We start from the raw sequence: 16,021 nt of genomic DNA, 5'->3' as shown, positions 1-16,021 counted from the left end.
TCAGCTTCCCTTCGTCGCGGGAAGGACGGCGAGGTCCTCGCTGAGCCGGGAGGCGACCGCCGAAGTCGAACCCGTGTACTTGCCGTCGTAGAGGAGCGGTTCGCCCTGCATGGCCCAGAAGGCGAGCTTGCCGATGCACATCCCCGGGTAGAGCCGGACCGGGTTGGCGACGGTGATCTCCAGCGTCCAGGGGAAGAGCGCGCCGCTGTGCCCGAGCGGGGCGGAGAACTGGATCCACACGCCGAGGGTGGAGACCGAGCGGCAGGCGTAGAGGGTGGCCGCGTAGTGCGGGCTGCCCATGACCTCCATGGTGCTGCCGAGGTAGAACCGACCGGGCTCCAGCACCACTCCGGCGGCGTCCATGGTGATGGTGCTGCAGCCCGGGGCGCGTCGGCTGTCCAGCATCTCCCGCTCGTACACCAGGAGTTCGGGGGCCAGCCGGAATCCGTAGGAGTTGGGTTCGAGCCGGGCGGGGTCGAAGTCGTCGATGTGGATCTCGCCCTCGGCCACCGCACGGGCGATCTCCGGACCGGTGAGGATCACGGTGCACAACTCCCCTGCAGCGAACGGACGGTGGCATGGATCGCCGACCGGTAGGCGGCCAGGTCCTCGCTGTTGTCGATCACGACGTCCGGCTCGATCAGGTCCAGGTCCCGCGTCGAGCCGTCGGCGCGGGTGAGGTCGGCCCGGGCGGCCAGCCGGCCGAGCCGTAGTTGCTCCGCGCTCGTGATCCGCAGGATCCGGAAGCCCAGCGCCCGTAACGCCGGGGCGTCGACCACGGGATCGCGCAGGTCGTCGTTGACCACGAGGTCGGCCGGGCAGACGGCGAGCCGGGCCGCGAAGTCGTCGGCCAGGGCGCGCGGGTTGAGCCGGCGCAGATGGCCCGCCAGGTCCTCCATCAGCACCTGGTCCTGGGCGCCCGCCCGGAGCGGGGCTCCCGCGGTGGCGTAGACGCGGTCCTGTAGTTCGTACAGCGGCCGGGCCAGCGCGATCCGGGCGAAGCCGAGACCCTGGTCGGCGGCGTACTCCCGCAGCACCGCCGCGCAGGTGGACTTGCCGCTGCCGGAGTGCCCGATCACCGCGATCCGCAGCTGAGGTGATCTCATGACGCCTCCGCCAGCACCGCGTCGAGGTCCACGTCCAGGGTGCCGGTCAGGCGAACCATCGACAGGCCGGCCAGGTCGGCCAGGTAGGGGCGCATCGCCGACAAGGTCGCGTAGAAGGCCGCGTAGTCCGGTACCAGGTAGTGCTGCCAGCCGAAGAACGTGGTGTCGACGGCGCGGTCCACGATCCGGTTCAGCTCCATCCAGCGCGCGGGTTCCTCCTCGACGCGCTCGGCCGCGAACGGCTCGCCGGGGCGGACCTCGGGGAGCAGGATTCCGGCCAGCCGGTGCGGCTCGGGGGTGAACTCCGATCCCAGCCAGGCCTCGAAGGCGTCCGCGTCCAGCAACAGCTTCCTGCGGTCCGGCAGTTCGGCGGGGTCGAGGCCCGTGTTGTTGCGCACCCAGTCGACCAGCGCCGGGTGTTCGCGCAGCGTCCCGGCGCCCACGTAGGGGTAGTCGCGCCAGGGGGTGGCGGTGATGACGCCGTCCTCGATCCGGCAGAACAGCTTGTCGCCGGTGAAGTACTGCCAGCCGGGCCGGCTCAGTACCGAGATCAGGGTGGTGGTCTTGCCCGCGCCCTTGGGACCGGCGATCGCGTAGGCACGCCCGTCACGGCGGACCCCGGAGGCGTGCAGGACGACGGTGCCGCGGGTCTCCTCGGTGCGGATGACCAGGTCCCGGATGAAGTCCATCAGCTGGCACACGGATCCGTCGGTGATGCCGGCCTCGAACCGCTGGTCCGCCGAGGCGTCCACGGGAACGTCCAGCCGGGTGTGCTCATTGGCGTAGACGAGGCGGTCGTCGTACCGGGACAGCAGCGCGTGGAAGGTGAACTCCGGGGCCGTGCTCTGCCGGATCACCACGGGACGGCCGGACGGGGGGCGGGCGGCGGGGTCGTAGGGGACGAAGGTGATGTGGAAGGTGGGCTCGTTCGTCGGCCGGTCGGCCAGAGTGTGGCGGAAGAAGCGGGCCACCGGCTCGAAGGCCTTCTCCGCCTCGCCGTCGATGTCGAGGTGCAGAGTGGTGTCGAGGAAGTTCAGGTAGCGGTGCACACACGCCTCGCAGTGGGGTCGGAGAGTGACTGACGGGAACGGTCGTCCGGGCTCAATCCGAGTTGGCGCAGGGCTACTTGGGCCGGGACGGTGTTGTCGACGGTTCCGAGGTCGACGCCGGGCGACAGCCCTGGGCCTCGCGCCGCGAACACCGCGTGCAGTCGGGGGTCGCCGTTGTTGGTGATGTGCGCGCCGGGCTTGTGGGAGGGGACGACCGGTGCACGGTCGGGCCGGAGCGCGGCCGTGGGCAGGAAGTCGGGGTCGAACAGCACATGGCGGACCACCGCCGGGTCGCCGCCCGGCGAGGGGGCGAATCCGGCGGTCGCGGGTCGGCCTCCGCCCGGCTCGGTCACGGCACGCAGCACCGACTCGGCCCGGTCCAGCAGCGCGCGGGCGGCGGAGCGCGGGACCAGTCCCCCGGGCAGATCCTGGTGGTTGACCCAGAGGGAGCCGTTGCCCGCCGGGTGGTAGAGCACCGAGGACCGCCTGGGGTCGAGGGCTCCGTCGGGAGTCCGGGCCGCGAGTCCGGCCGCGATCAGTGCCTCGTTGGGGTGCACCGTCCAGGCCGTACCGGCGATCCCATGGTCCGCGCCGAGCAGCACGGTGTCCTGTTCGCCGGCGCGGTCGAGTACCTCTCCGAGCAGCCGGTCCGCCCATCCGTAGCAGGTTCTGACGCGGCGCCAGATCTGCTCCGCAGCGTCCGGACGGTGCGCGGCGCTCTTCGGATCGCACCAGCCGATCAGTTCGTGGCCCAGGTCGTCGGTGGTGGGCAGATAGATCACGACCAGGGCGGCGGTGTGCCGCGCCAGCACCGTGCGCGCCGGGGCCTCGAAGGAGCGGTGCACGCAGGCCACCGAGGAGAGGAACAGGTCCTCCGCCGAGCCGTCGCCGCCGTCCACGAGCCGCGGTCCGAGCAGCCCCGCCCGGTAGGTGGGGCCGATGCCTTCCCCGGCGAAGACAGGCAGCCCCTCTCCCCCGGTGAGCGCCTCGGTCAGCGTACGGTCCTGGCCCACCACCCTCGGCCGCCAAGCGCCGGTCCGCAGCAGTACCCGTTGCCCGCCGGTAGCGACCATGCGCAGCCAGACTCCGCTGTCCGTGCCCAGTCGCAGTGGCCGCCACTGCGTGTCCCGCTCGCCCAGCGTCACAGAGCGGTCCTCACAGCCGACCCGGATCCGGTCGCCCTCGGGCGCCACGTCGAGCGGGTGGGGGCCGACCGCGAAGTGCTGGTGACCACCGGTGAGCGGCAGCGCGGCCTGCCGGTCGATCCGGTCGCTGTACGCCTCCACCGCCACGTCGACGCCCGGCTCCGCCTGTCCGTCGGCGCCGATCGTCCAGGGCACGTGCACGGCCGCGGTGCGCAGCCCGGCCTCGGCGGCCGTCCGCCACACGGTCGGCGCGGTGCATCGGCCCGGCGCGAAGGCGTCCGACGACTCCTCGACCGTGCCGCCGGTGCCGGGAATCCGGAAGCCGGTGACACCGTGCCGCTCCGGCCAGGTGCCGGTGAACAGCGTGGCGAGCGAAGGCGGGGTCTGGCAGTTGGGGGCCGGCGGACGCGCCGCCGCGCTGATCCCGGCGGCCCGCAGCCGGGCCGTGTGGGGCAGTGCACCCTGCGCGGTCAGCCGCTCCACGATCCAGTGGGCCGCCGCATCCCAGACCAGCCAGTACACCGTCACCGGCGGGGCTCCAGCTCCGGCCGGGCGGCCACCACATCACGCAGGAAGCTGCGCTTGGAGTAGAAGGAGCGCTCCTTGGCCCAGCCGCGGTCGGCGAGGAATCCGCGCACCCACGCGTCGACGCGGTCCATCTCCGCCACCACCTCGCCCTCCTCGTGGTCGAGGACGTTGCGGGAACGGAGGTACTCCACCTCGCACTGCGACAGCACCACGTCGGGCGCGTCGAGCAGACGGCAGTGGTCGAAGAAGATGCCGTAGATGTGTCCGGTCCGCATCGACTCGCACTGGACGTCGTAGCGGACTCGCCGGAACGGCGGCATGGCCCGGACGGTCAGGCCGAGTTCCTCCGCGAGATGGTCGGCGAAGCCCTCGGGGGCGACGTCCACGCCGTGGGTGAGTTCCTCCCTGCGGGCGAAGGAGTCCTCGGCGAACCACTTGCGCTTGAGGATGTTCTTGCCGTCGTAGGAGGGGATGAAGGAGGCGTAGCCGCGCTCGGACTCGGGACCGAGGACGTCGAAGAGATGGTTGTCGTAGTACCAGATCTGGAAGTCCTCGCGGTACTCCGGCCGGCAGCCGGGCAGTTCGCCGTCCCGCAGCGCCCGCAGCACCTCCATTCCGGCCTCCCAGATGTCCGGGGCCGGGTCGAGGGTGTACTTGTACTCCAGCTCGGTGCACTTGAAGTGGTTGCGGAAGTAGAGGTGATGGTTGCCGAGCGGCAGCACGAATCGCTGATGTGCCGTCAGGACGTCTTTCAGCCAGTCGAGTTCGTTCACCGGTCTGCGGCCGACCGGTTCCGCCGTACTGCGGACGAAGCAGGCGTCCTCGGCGTGGGCGCGGATCTGCGCATACGCGTGGTAGCCGCCGCCGGGGTGTTCGGACAGGTAGCACAGGGGTACCAGAGCCGATCCCGCCGAGCCCACCAGGGGCCGCAGGCCGGGACCGGCGAGACCGTCCCGGAACAACTCCTCACCCTGCGTGAGAGCCCTGCCCAGTAGGCGGCCGTCGCTGGTGAGGGCCACCGCCTCGCAGGTGCCGAGTTCCTCCCAGCGGACGACCACGGTCGTGCTCGGCCGGACCTCCTCGAGCGGGGCCACCCGCACCAGGACCATCGGGTCGTCGTCGGCCCGCTGCCTGGTGCCGTTGATCAGGTGGACTCCGCCCAGTACGACCCAGGCGCCTCGTTGGTCAGTGCTCATCCTCGATGCTCCTTCCGGCAACGGTGATCGCGCCGTCGCTGATGACCGCCTCGCCGCCGTCCGGCAGCGCGCCGAGGTCCGCGACCAGCGCCGGGACCTTGGCCTCGCGCAGCAGGATGGCGAGATGGCAGAGGACCGAGCCCTCCTCGAAGACGAAGCCGGCCACCGCCCCGATCAGGACCGAGAGCACCGCGTAGGGGCGGCCCACCCGCACCACCGGCGGGGCGGGCATGGCCTGGATCTTCTCCAGCAGACGGGTGATCTCGGTGTGCTCGGTGACGTCCTTGCTGCGGTCCACGCTCACCGCGGGACCGACCGAGAGCCGGCCGAGCAGTTCGTCGTCGGCCAGCGAGAGCAGCGGTCCGCGCGCCGACCCCGCGGAGACCAGCGTGCCGCGCTCACCGGACAGCATGTCTCCGGCGAGCAGCGAGTAGTCCACGAAGTACGGCACACCGTCGGCGAACACCCACTCCACCGTGGCGTCGCCGTACCGGTCGTGCATACGGCCGGTGAAAGCCGCCATCCGTTCCAGATGGGGGACCAGATCGGGCGGTACGTCGCCTTCCCCGCCCTCGGGGGTCCAGACGAACGAACGGGCGCCCGCCGTACCGCGGTTGAGGGCGAGCAGTCCGTCGGGGGTGTACTCGACCAGCAGGTCGGTCCCGGACCGGCGGGTGATCAGGCCGAGTTCGCCGCGGATGAAGTCCCGTACCACCACCGCCTGCGGCTGGTCCGCAGCCGACGCGCCGCGGGTGATCTCGTCGAGCCGGTCCGGCACCTGGTCCTTGGGGAGCACGATCTGCCGCAGCGTGGCGCCGAAGTCCAGGACGCACTCGGTGCCGGCGCCGGTCGCCAGCAGGTGCCGGATCCGCTCCCGGGCCTCGGGGGTGGACAGGTTCCGTGCGGTGAAGCCGATCAGCCAGCCGGCGCCGACCGCGAGGCCGAGCTCCTCGGCCAGCCGGTGCGCTGGACCGCGCTTTGCGGTGTACCCGGCGTACACCTCGGCGACGTCACCGAGGTGCGTGCCGGCGGGCGGGTCCTCGAAGTAGAGCCTGGTGGACCAGATTCCGGCCGGTGCACCGCCCTGACCGACCGACCGGCGGGCGGTCACCGGTCGCACCTGGACGATGTGCAGGCCTTCGGCGTCGGCGGCCCACTCCACGTCCACCTCGCAGCCGCGCAGGTCCCGCAACTTGCGGCAGGTGTCGGCCACTTCCTGCAGGACCGGCTCGTCGAGCACGTCGCCGGGGACGGCCGAGGCCCGCATGGGCACCGCCACTCCCGCGACCAGTTCCTCGGCCAGCCCCTCGGTGTACTCGATCTCCACGACGTCCGAGGCACTGTCGAGCCCGGTGAAGGCCACACCGGCCAGCCTCGGACGTACCAGCCGCTGAACGATCACCGCGAGCCGGGGTTCCGGGTCGAAGTCCCCGGCCCGTACCCGGGCCGCGACCGCCGAGCCCGCGTAGTGGGAGCGCCAGCACTCCTCCACGGCCGCGATCACCCCGTCGGCCCCACGCACGCCCAGCACGCTGCGATGGATCCCGGCCAGGCTGCTGCTGGTGCCGTCCTCGGCGAGTCCGGAGGAGCGGACCGCGAACTCGGCCTCCTGCGGATCACCGAACACGTCGGCCAGCCGGGCGGTGAGCAGGTCGCGCAGGTCCTGGGACATGTCCAGGTCCGCCACAGCCGCCTCGATCCCGGCCGTGACCTCGGTGAAGAACGCGCCGACCGTGGCCCGCATCTCCTCGAACAGGGCGCCGAGCGCGCCGCGGGCCGCGGGGCCGATCGCCTGGACGAACTCACCGGCGGGGACGGCGAAGGCGGTCGGTACCCGGAACGTCCGGGAAGCCTCGGCGAGCGAGGCGAACTTGTGGCCGACGTCTGCCGGATCCGCGTCGGTGCCGAGCCCGGGCAGCCGTTGCCGGGACAGCTGCCGGTCGAAGTCCTTGTGGATGTCGCTGGAGCGAGGGCCGACAGCGCCCTGGTACTTGCCGTCGTACAGCTCGATCTCGCCCTGCGGGCGCCACCACATCATCTGGCCGATGGTCATGCCCGGGTACACCCGCATCCGGTTCATCGTGTAGAGCTGAAGGGTCCACTGCCCCTCGTAGCCGATGTCCCCCAGGCTGGCGGAGAGGTTGATGAACAGCCCGAGCCGGGCCACGGAGGAGCGCGCGGCGAAGGTCGGCGCGTAGTGGCGGCTGCCCAGCACCTCCTGGGTGTGGGCGAGGTAGAGCCGGCCCGGCTCCAGGACGTAGCCGTCGGTGGTCATCTCGATGTCGACGCAGGCGTTCTCCCGGCGCGGGTCGAGCGGCATCTCCGAGTAGACCCTGAGTCGGCTGCCGAGCCGGAAGTTGTAGCTGTTCGGATTGACCTGCTCAGGAGTGAACGGCTCGATGGTGATGCGTTGGTTCGTGCGTTCCCGCGCGATCTCGCTTCCGGTAAGGATCATCAGCACTCCTTGCAGGGGGCTCGGCGAGGGCCGGATCGGAACTCGGAGAGGCCGGACCGGAAGAGTCAGAATCAGAGAGGCCGGTCCAGAAGAGTCAGAAGAGGAAGTAGCGCTGGGCCATGGGGAGTTCGGTGGCCGGGTGGGCTTCGGCCACCTCGCCGTCGATGCGGACGGTGAAGGTGTCGGGGTCGACGGTGACCTCGGGCCTGGCGGTGTTCTCGTGCAGGTGGTCCTTGGTGACGCCGCGGGTGGAGCGGATCGCAGTGAACTCCTTGCCGATGCCCAGCTGCCCGGCCAGCCGCTCGGCCAGCCCGTCACCCAGGGCCGCCTCGGTGACGAAGTTCAGCGAGCCGGCGGCCGGGGCGCGGCCGTGGGCGCCGAACATCGGGCGGGGCAGGACGGGTTGCGGAGTGGGGATGGAGGCGTTGGCATCGCCCATCTGCGCGTACGCGATCTGGCCGCCCTTGATCACCAGTTCCGGTTTGACCCCGAAGAACGCCGGGTTCCACAGCACCAGATCGGCGAGCTTGCCCCGCTCGACCGAGCCGATCTCGGCGTCCAGGCCCTGGGCCACGGCCGGGTTGATGGTGTACTTGGCGACGTAACGGCGTGCCCGCAGATTGTCCGCGCGCCCGTCTCCGGGCAGGGAGCCGCGGCGGCGCTTCATCACGTGGGCGGTCTGCCAGGTGCGCAGCACCACCTCACCGATCCGGCCCATCGCCTGGGCGTCCGAGCTGATGATCGAGATCGCGCCCAGGTCGTGCAGCACGTCCTCCGCGGCGATGGTCGAGGGCCGGATCCGCGATTCGGCGAACGCCAGGTCCTCCGGAACACGCGGGCTGAGGTGGTGGCACACCATCAGCATGTCCAGGTGCTCGTCGAGGGTGTTGACGGTGTGCGGCCGGGTCGGATTGGTGGAACTGGGCAGGACGTTCGGCTGCGAGACGACGGTGATGATGTCCGGGGCGTGCCCGCCGCCCGCCCCTTCTGTGTGGTAGGCGTGCACGCCCCGTCCGGCGATCGCGGCCAGCGTGTCCTGCACGAAACCCGCTTCATTGAGCGTGTCGGTGTGGATCGCCAGCTGCGCGCCCGACTCCTCGCACACCTCCAGACAGGCGTCGATCACGGCCGGGGTCGCCCCCCAGTCCTCATGGATCTTGAAACTCACCGCGCCCGCGCGCAGTTGGTCCCGCATCGAGGCGGCGGATGTGGTGTTGCCCTTGCCGAGGAGCCCGATGTTGACCGGGAAGTCGTCCAGCGCCGCGAACATCCGGGCGAGGTGCCAGCTGCCGGGCGTGACGGTGGTCGCCTTGCTGCCCTCGGCCGGGCCGGTCCCGCCGCCGATGATGGTGGTGGTCCCTGCCGCCAGTGCCTCGGTCGCGCTCTGTGGACACACGAAGTGGACGTGCGCGTCGACGGTGCCGGCGGTCAGGATCCGCCCGTTGCCCGCGATGATCTCGGTCTCCGGGCCGATCACCAGGCCGGGGTGGACTCCGTCCATGGTCTCCGGGTTGCCCGCCTTGCCCAGTGCGGTGATCCGGCCGTCGCGGATGCCGATGTCGGCCTTGATCACGCCCCAGTGGTCCAGTACGACCGCACCGGTGATGACCGTGTCCGGCGCCCCCTGCGCCCGCGAGACCCGGGACTGTCCCATCGACTCGCGGATCACCTTGCCGCCGCCGAAGACCGCCTCGTCCCCGCCCGCGCTCAGGTCCCGCTCGATCTCGATCAGGAGATCCGTGTCCGCGAGCCGGATCCGGTCTCCGGCGGTGGGCCCGAACAAGTCGGCGTAGCGCGTGCGTGGCACCGTCAACGCGACTCTGGCTCCGGCATTCTGACGGTCAGTCATCAAGGTTCCCCTTCGTGGCGTCCTGACGCTCAGAGCCTGTGTCATCGAGGCTCCCCTTCGTCTCGCCGCGCAGGCCGAACACCTCACGGCGCCCGCCCAGCGGGACCAGTTCCACCTCTGCGGGCACGCCGGGCTCGAACCGCGCGGCCGTGCCGGCCGGAATGTTCAGCCGCTTCCCGTGGGCCGCCGCCCGGTCGAAGGACAGGCCCGGATTCGCTTCCGCGAAGTGGTAGTGCGACCCGACCTGCACCGGCCGGTCCGCCGCGTTGACCACCGCCACCACCGTCACCGCACGGCCCCGGTTCAGTTCGACGTCACCCTCACCCAGCAGGACCTCGCCGGGTATCAGGGGCGCGCGGTCCGGCCCCTCCCCCGCGCTCACGCGATCGGCCCGTGCACGGTGACCAGCTTCGTACCGTCCGGGAAGGTCGCCTCCACCTGGACGTCGTGGATCATCTCCGCGATGCCCTCCATCACATCTCCCCTGGTCAGCACCGCACGCCCGGACTTCATCAGCTCCGCCACCGTCCGCCCGTCCCGCGCGCCTTCGAGGATGTGCGCGGTCAGGACGGCGATCGCCTCCGGGTGGTTGAGCGCCACACCGCGCTCCTTGCGCTGCAGCGCCACCTCGGCGGCTACGTGGACGAGCAGACGTTCCTGCTCTCGTGCGGTCAGTCGCATGGATACACAACCGTTCCCGATCAGGAGTACTTCTCCCAGAAAGTATTTGGGCGCCGGAATTCATGTCAACGATTCAATGACACTCCCAGTAAACGTAACTTCCTGGAAACTTGGGCTTGTTGACAGTAACTCCCCATCGAGAAAATAGTTCGTTCAGGAAACATCTCCTCGCATCCCCTCAAGCCCAGGGGCAACCGAGAGGCACACATGGCGCACATCGCGTTCCTGGAGACCAACACCACCGGAAGCGGCTACGAGGCGATCGCCGCCGCCAAGCGCGCCGGGCACCGCGTCACGTTCGTCACCCGCGACATCGACGCATACCTCCTGCCGGGCCAACTCCAGCTGGACACCGGCCTGATCGACGACGTGGTCGGCACCGAGACCAACGATCCGGACCAGGTGGTCGCCGCGCTGCGCCCGCTGCTCCCGGGGCTGGACGCGCTCATCTCGGTCGGCGAGTGGCACATGATCAGCGGCGCGGAGTCGGCGTACCGCCTGGGCCTGCCGGGTCAGGCTCCCGACTCGGTGCGGGCCGCCCGGATCAAGTCCCTGCAGCGCGAGGCATGTTCGCGCGCGGGCGTCCCGGTGCCGGCCTTCGCCGTGGCCCTGACCCCGGAGGCAGCCGCCGCTGCCGCCGTCGCCCAGGGCTTCCCCTGCATCGTCAAGCCGGTCGACTACGGCGGCAGTTACGGGGTGCGGCTATGCAACGGCCCCGACGAGGTGGCGTCCCACGTCGCAGCGCTGCACCAGGTCACGCACAACCAGCGTGACCAGCGGATGTCCGAGGAGATCCTGATCGAGGAGTACCTGGAGGGCCCCGAGATCAGCCTGGAGACCCTCACCTTCGACGGCGTCACCCGTTTCCTCGCGATCACGCAGAAGCAGACGGTGCCGCCGCCCTCGTTCTACGAGACCGGGCACGCCCTGCCCGCCGTACTCGAACCAGGTCTCGAACAGGAGTGCCGCAAGATCGCCACCGCGGCCCTGGAAGCCATCGGGTACGTCTTCGGAGCCGGACACATCGAACTGATGCTCACCGCCGACGGACCCAAGCTGATCGAGGTGAACTGCCGTCCCGCGGGCGACCGCATCACCCATCTCCTCAACCGCGCCCTCGACGTCGACCCGACCGAGCTGCTGGTCGAGATGTACCTCGGCACCCCGCCCGACCGGATCCCGGAGCCGGCCCGGGGAGCGGCCATCGTCTTCCTCCCCAGCCCCGGCGGCCGGGTGGTCGCCATCGAGGGCGTCGAGCGGGCCCGCGCCGTGCCGGGGGTGGAGGAGGTCGCCCTGTACGTCGGCCCGGGCGACGTCCTGGCACCGCCGACCAACAACAACGACCGTCTGGGCTACGTCACCGCCACCGGCCCCGACAGCACCGCCGCGCTGGCGGCCGCCACCACCGCGGCGGAGACAATCCTGGTCAAGCTGGAGTCGGAGTGAGGCTTGCCCAGTACACCGACGGGATGACCAAGCCGATCGCGCTGGTCTGCCTCGGTATCTTCGTGAGCCGGCTGGGCGGCTTCTTCGTCCTGTTCCTCACCCTGGTGCTGGCGGAGCGGGGTTACGGGACACGGCAGATAACCGTCGCGCTGATCGTGGTCGCGACGGCGGGCGTGCTCGGTGCCGCGGCCGCCGGGCCGGTGGCGGCCCGCCTCGGGGTCCGTACGGCGCTGCTGCTGGCCGGGACGGCGACCGCGGTCAGCGCGTTCGCCTGCGCCGCCCTCCAGGACTTCGGGCCCACCGTCGCCCTGGCCGCCGTCGTCTCCGCCGGCGTGCAGGCCTACTCCCCGCTCGCGCAGACCGTGGTGGGCACCGAGGTCACCGCCGAGCGCCGGGTGGCCATGTTCGCGGTCTACCGCCTGTGCCTCAACGTGGGGGCCGCCGCGGGACCGGTGTTCGGCGCCCTGCTGCTGTCCTGGTCCCCCGCGGCCGTATTGATCGGCAACGGTCTCGCCGCCACGGTGGCGACCCTCCTGGTCCTGCCACTGCCGCGGACGACTCCTCGTACGGAATCGGGCCCGAAACACGTGGGGGTCCGGGCGAGAGTGAGCCCTGAGTTCGCGGCCGCCGCCGTGGTGTTGAGCGTGGCCTCCCTGGTCTACGCCCAGCAGACCGGAGTACTGGCCCTGGCGGTCCGTGAGGCGGGCTACACCACCGATGTCTACGGCTGGCTGCTGACCCTCAACGCGGTGGCAGTGATCCTGGTCGAGGTGCCGCTCTCCCGGTACACCGCACGCTGGCAGCGCCGCACCCCCCTGATCCTCGGCACCGTCTGCGTCTGCGCGGGGTACGCGGTCAACCTCGTCGGGATCTCGCTGCCCGTCCTGGTCGTCGGAGTGCTGAGCTGGACCCTGGGAGAGGTCCTCATGACCCCGGTCGCCGCCGCCTTCGCCACCGAGGCGGCCCCGCCCTCCCAGGAACCCGTCTACCTGTCCTTCCTGAGCATGTGCCAGACCGTCGGGTATGCGGTCGGACCGGCCGCGGGCGTGTACGCCTACGGACAGCACCAGACGCTTCCCTGGCTGCTGTGCGCCGTGCTGATGGTGGTCAGTGCGCCCGCCCTGTACTACTTGCTGCCCCGGGCCGGGCGGGCCGGTCAGACCTCCGATGATTGTGAAGTCCCGTACACCGGTCTAGGCTCCGCGGAGGCAGGAGATCCTCTGCAAGGGCGCCGGGGTTGAACTCGACGTCACCTGTGGAGACCCCCCGGAGGTGCCCCGTGCACTCGACGGCAGCACAACTGTGTTCGGACCGACGGGACCTGCTGCTCGTAGCGCTCGTGATTCCCCTGCGCGGCCCGGCCGGGATCTTCGGCCCCGCCTGCGAACTCTCGGCGCAGCTCGCCGTGGAGGAACTCAACGCCGCGGGCGGCATCCTGGACCGGGAGGTCCGGCTGGTCGTCGTGGACGGCGGTGCCGAACCGCGGCAGGTCGCGGACGAGGTGGCGGGCCTGGTCGCGCTCGGTGCGGTCGACGCGGTCGTCGGCTGGCACACCTCCGCGGTACGCCAGGCCCTGGCACCGCGGATCGCGCACCGGGTGCCCTACATCTACACCGCCCAGTACGAGGGCGGTGAGGAGACCCCCGGCGTGTTCCTCACCGGGGAGACCGACATCCAGCAACTGGCCCCGGCGATGCGGCTGCTCGCCGAGGCCACGGGCGCCCGCCGCTGGTGCACCGTGGGCAGCGACTACGTCTGGCCCCGGGTCACCGCACGCACGGCCCGCCGGTTCGCCCGCGAGTGCCGAGGCAGCGTCGTGGACGAACTGTTCATCCCCTTGGACACCGAGGAGTACGGCCCCGCGATGCGCCGGATCGAGGCCGGCGGGGCGGACGCGGTGCTGATGCTGCTGCTCGGGGACGACGCGGTGCGCTTCAACCGGGCGTTCACCGCGGCGGGTCTGCACCAGCGCTGCGTCCGGCTGAGCACCCACATGGACGAGAACCTGCTGCTCGCCACCGGCGCGGAGGCGGCCGAGGGACTGTGGGCGACGGCCGGCTACTTCGACTCGCTGATGACCTCGGAGAGCCTGTCCTTCAGCCACCGTTACGCCCGGAGGTTCGGATACGAGGCCCCGGTCGCCGGAAGCCTGGGCGAGTCCTGCTTCGAGGGCATCCTGCTGCTCGGTGCGCTCGCGGCCCACCGCGGGTCGTTAACCGTGCCGAACTCGCCGGGACCGGAGGAGACGATCTCCTACGAGGGTCCGCGCGGTGCGCTGCGACTGCGCGGCAACCACCTCGAACAACGGCTCTACCTCGCCCGGGCCGACGCCCTGGACTTCGATATCATCGCTCAGCTCTGACCTGCTCCGGGGCACGCCCCAGCAGGAACTCCAGCCGTGACAGCCCGTCCGCCAGCTCCCGCACACCGGCCAGCCCGTCCAGCACCTGCGCCTCCGCCTGGTGTGCCAGCGCGCCGACGGCCCGGTGCCGTGTCCGGCCGCGCGAGGAGAGATAGAGCAGAACACGGCGCCCGTCCCCCGGGTCCTTGCGACGGTAGGCCAACGCCGCCGAGACCAGCCGGTCGACCAGCTTGGTGAGACTCGGCGCGGGCATCAGCGCGTACTCGGCGACATCGGACATGGCGTGCCCGCGCCCGTCCGAGAGCAGCGACAGCACCCGCCACTCCTCGACGGAACAGTCCTCGGCCTCCAGCGCGGCGGCCAGTCGGCGGGTCATCAACCGCTCCGCGCTGCTGAGCAGTTGCGGAAGATCGCGGGGCAACTCCGGCGACACGGTCAACCTCTCCTCCGCGGGGCCGCTGACGCACAACTCACAGCACCGACACTACCGCCCCGCACAGTACTTTCCAATGGAATGATTTGGTCACCGTCCGCTCCCGCCGGCACCACGGTAGACCTGGGAATCCTTCCGGCATCAGGATGCTTTCTTTTGAGTCCGGCTCTTCACAGGTGAAGTAGTGTGCCGGGACAACACCGACCGGGATGCGGGACGAGAAGCACCGATCCGACACCTGCCGTGGAGTGAAACTCCGACCTACGCATTCCATACACAGTCACAAGAAGCCCTGGGCACGCACATTCCAAGGTCAAGAAAACGAAGAATCCGCAGGTCAGCGACCTGACCTGCGGTTCACCTCGGAGCCGCCTCCGGGATTCGAACCCGAGACCTACGCATGACGAGTGCGGGGTCCGACGAAGGGATCGATGCCTGTACGAACACAACGACCCGACTCCCGCAGGCGTGTTACGCACCATCGGATACTTTGTAGTCAGCCCTCGGCAAGAAGTCCCTGAAAAGTCCCTGACGTGGCTCAAGGCGAGCCTGCTCACGCCAAATCCGCAGGTCAAGCCCATGATCAACAGCCGCCGACATGTCGGTGAAGTACAAGGAGACGGCGCGGGGCGGGCTCGCGGTCAACATCATCGAGTGTTAGGGAAGGGGTCCTGACCGGCTCCTCGGCAACCTTCGGAGCGGTCAGGGGCTGTCCTGTTCGCGATGGCCGTCACGATCAGGCCGTCGTGCGCCAGCCAGCGGCCGCGAAACCGGCTGACAGGGCCCGGCACGAGCAGGTCGACGTCGAACGTTCCGTCGGGTTCCAGCGTGATCGCCGCGTCGTGGAAGCCCAGCCAGCGGCGGGCGAGCGGGAACCACGCCTTGTAGACGGACTCCTTGGCGCTGAACAGCAGGCGGTCCCAGTGCGGGCCCTCCCCCCGTGCCAGCTGTGCTCGTTCCCGCGGCAGGCTGATGTGTCCGAGCAACCCCTCGGGCAGCGGCTCGTCGGGCTCGGCGTCGATGCCGATGCTGACGAACTGCGCCGTACGGCCGATCGCCGCGGCACGGAAGCCGGCGCAGTGGGTGAGGCTGCCGACGACGCCCTGCGGCCACAGCGGTTCCCGTTGGGCACCGGTGAGGATCGGTGCGGCGGCGATGCCGAGCTGGGCCAGCGCGCGCCGGGCGCAGACCCTGGCGGTGGTGAACTCCGCCCTGCGCTTGGGCCCGGCCGCCTTGATCAGGGCGCGCTCCTCGGGGAAGAGTTCCCGTTCGGGGGCGTCGGCACGCGATCCCGCCGCGGCCACCTCACGGGGCAGTATCTGTGCGATCACGCCGTCGGCGCCCCACTCGCTCATCCCAGCTCGGTCCCCGTGCCGGTCTCGATGAGCCGCCCGAACCGGAGGGTGTCGAAGATGTCCGCCATCCGTACGGCGCGGCCCCCTCGCAGGGTCCAGGAGTGGACGAAGTCGAGCGTCTCCGTGTGCCCGCTCAGCGAGGTCACGTCACGTACGCCGAAGACCACCACCCGGTCGCCCGAGCACACGAACTCCCTTGGGTGCAGCCGCATTCCGCCGATCACGGCGGGCACCCGGGCCAGGAACTCCCGCACTCCCGCGTGCCCGACCTTGGTGCCCCCCAGGCCGTATTGGTGCATCCCCTCGGGGTGCACCCACTCGACCCCCGGGTCCAGGGTGGCGAGCAGGGCCGCCACGTCACGGGCGTGGAAGGCGCGGTAGGCGGCGTGTACGACGTCGAGGTTGTCCATCGTCTG

The 16,021-nt window shown here is 70.6% G+C and carries 15 protein-coding genes; 3 read left to right on the top strand and 12 right to left on the bottom strand.

Annotated elements, in window-relative coordinates; all coding sequences use genetic code 11:
* The 9 genes from ABIE67_RS32385 to ABIE67_RS32345 all read right to left on the bottom strand — a co-directional run bounded on the left by ABIE67_RS32385 (window position 1) and on the right by ABIE67_RS32345 (window position 10,009).
* On the bottom strand, window positions 1–543 hold the full coding sequence (locus tag ABIE67_RS32385) for a deoxycytidine triphosphate deaminase (protein WP_370264928.1): 543 nt from the start codon (window positions 541–543) through the stop codon (window positions 1–3).
* The gene (locus ABIE67_RS32380; protein WP_370264927.1) at window positions 540–1,106 is read right to left on the bottom strand and encodes a hypothetical protein; all 567 of its coding nucleotides are present in this window, start codon (window positions 1,104–1,106) and stop codon (window positions 540–542) included. The genes ABIE67_RS32385 and ABIE67_RS32380 overlap by 4 nt, the downstream gene beginning before the upstream one ends.
* Window positions 1,103–2,155 (bottom strand): hypothetical protein, encoded by a 1,053-nt coding sequence (locus ABIE67_RS32375; RefSeq protein ID WP_370264926.1) that lies wholly within the window; start codon window positions 2,153–2,155, stop codon window positions 1,103–1,105. The genes ABIE67_RS32380 and ABIE67_RS32375 overlap by 4 nt, the downstream gene beginning before the upstream one ends.
* On the bottom strand, window positions 2,140–3,828 hold the full coding sequence (locus tag ABIE67_RS32370; RefSeq protein WP_370264925.1) for an alkaline phosphatase family protein: 1,689 nt from the start codon (window positions 3,826–3,828) through the stop codon (window positions 2,140–2,142). Before ABIE67_RS32370 ends, ABIE67_RS32375 begins: the two co-directional genes overlap by 16 nt.
* A complete protein-coding gene (locus ABIE67_RS32365; protein WP_370264924.1) occupies window positions 3,825–5,024 on the bottom strand; it encodes a hypothetical protein in 1,200 nt (399 codons plus the stop codon). The genes ABIE67_RS32370 and ABIE67_RS32365 overlap by 4 nt, the downstream gene beginning before the upstream one ends.
* A complete protein-coding gene (locus ABIE67_RS32360) occupies window positions 5,014–7,479 on the bottom strand; it encodes a PEP/pyruvate-binding domain-containing protein (RefSeq protein ID WP_370264923.1) in 2,466 nt (821 codons plus the stop codon). Before ABIE67_RS32360 ends, ABIE67_RS32365 begins: the two co-directional genes overlap by 11 nt.
* A gap of 94 nt (window positions 7,480–7,573) precedes the next feature.
* Window positions 7,574–9,328, bottom strand: coding sequence for an urease subunit alpha (locus tag ABIE67_RS32355; RefSeq protein ID WP_370264922.1), 1,755 nt, complete (start codon window positions 9,326–9,328; stop codon window positions 7,574–7,576).
* Window positions 9,321–9,677 carry an urease subunit beta gene (locus ABIE67_RS32350; protein ID WP_370269151.1) on the bottom strand — a complete coding sequence of 119 codons (357 nt, stop codon included), beginning with the start codon at window positions 9,675–9,677 and terminating at the stop codon, window positions 9,321–9,323. Before ABIE67_RS32350 ends, ABIE67_RS32355 begins: the two co-directional genes overlap by 8 nt.
* A 29-nt stretch (window positions 9,678–9,706) precedes the next feature.
* Window positions 9,707–10,009, bottom strand: a complete 303-nt coding sequence (locus ABIE67_RS32345; RefSeq protein WP_370264921.1) for an urease subunit gamma — start codon at window positions 10,007–10,009, stop codon at window positions 9,707–9,709.
* A gap of 207 nt (window positions 10,010–10,216) precedes the next feature.
* On the opposite strand from ABIE67_RS32345, the gene ABIE67_RS32340 reads away from it, so the two are divergent.
* The 3 genes from ABIE67_RS32340 to ABIE67_RS32330 are packed head-to-tail and all read left to right on the top strand — an operon-like array spanning window position 10,217 to window position 13,817.
* A complete protein-coding gene (locus tag ABIE67_RS32340) occupies window positions 10,217–11,455 on the top strand; it encodes an ATP-grasp domain-containing protein (RefSeq protein ID WP_370264920.1) in 1,239 nt (412 codons plus the stop codon).
* Window positions 11,456–11,478: 23 nt separating this feature from the next.
* Window positions 11,479–12,696: an MFS transporter gene (locus ABIE67_RS32335; protein ID WP_370264919.1), complete on the top strand. Its 1,218-nt coding sequence runs from the start codon at window positions 11,479–11,481 to the stop codon at window positions 12,694–12,696.
* Window positions 12,697–12,734: 38 nt separating this feature from the next.
* Window positions 12,735–13,817, top strand: a complete 1,083-nt coding sequence (locus tag ABIE67_RS32330; protein WP_370264918.1) for a substrate-binding domain-containing protein — start codon at window positions 12,735–12,737, stop codon at window positions 13,815–13,817.
* Here the strand turns inward: ABIE67_RS32330 and ABIE67_RS32325 are convergent.
* The 3 genes from ABIE67_RS32325 to ABIE67_RS32315 all read right to left on the bottom strand — a co-directional run bounded on the left by ABIE67_RS32325 (window position 13,801) and on the right by ABIE67_RS32315 (window position 16,015).
* On the bottom strand, window positions 13,801–14,250 hold the full coding sequence (locus tag ABIE67_RS32325) for a MarR family winged helix-turn-helix transcriptional regulator (protein ID WP_370264917.1): 450 nt from the start codon (window positions 14,248–14,250) through the stop codon (window positions 13,801–13,803). The genes ABIE67_RS32330 and ABIE67_RS32325 overlap by 17 nt on opposite strands.
* A gap of 647 nt (window positions 14,251–14,897) precedes the next feature.
* The gene (locus ABIE67_RS32320; RefSeq protein WP_370269146.1) at window positions 14,898–15,581 is read right to left on the bottom strand and encodes a 4'-phosphopantetheinyl transferase; all 684 of its coding nucleotides are present in this window, start codon (window positions 15,579–15,581) and stop codon (window positions 14,898–14,900) included.
* 20 nt (window positions 15,582–15,601) lie between these two features.
* The gene (locus ABIE67_RS32315) at window positions 15,602–16,015 is read right to left on the bottom strand and encodes a nuclear transport factor 2 family protein (RefSeq protein WP_370264916.1); all 414 of its coding nucleotides are present in this window, start codon (window positions 16,013–16,015) and stop codon (window positions 15,602–15,604) included.
* Window positions 16,016–16,021: the final 6 nt, after the last annotated feature.

The sequence above is a fragment of the Streptomyces sp. V4I8 genome, from assembly GCF_041261225.1.
Taxonomy (GTDB): Bacteria; Actinomycetota; Actinomycetes; order Streptomycetales; family Streptomycetaceae; genus Streptomyces.
This window is presented reverse-complemented; position numbering and strand designations above follow the sequence as displayed.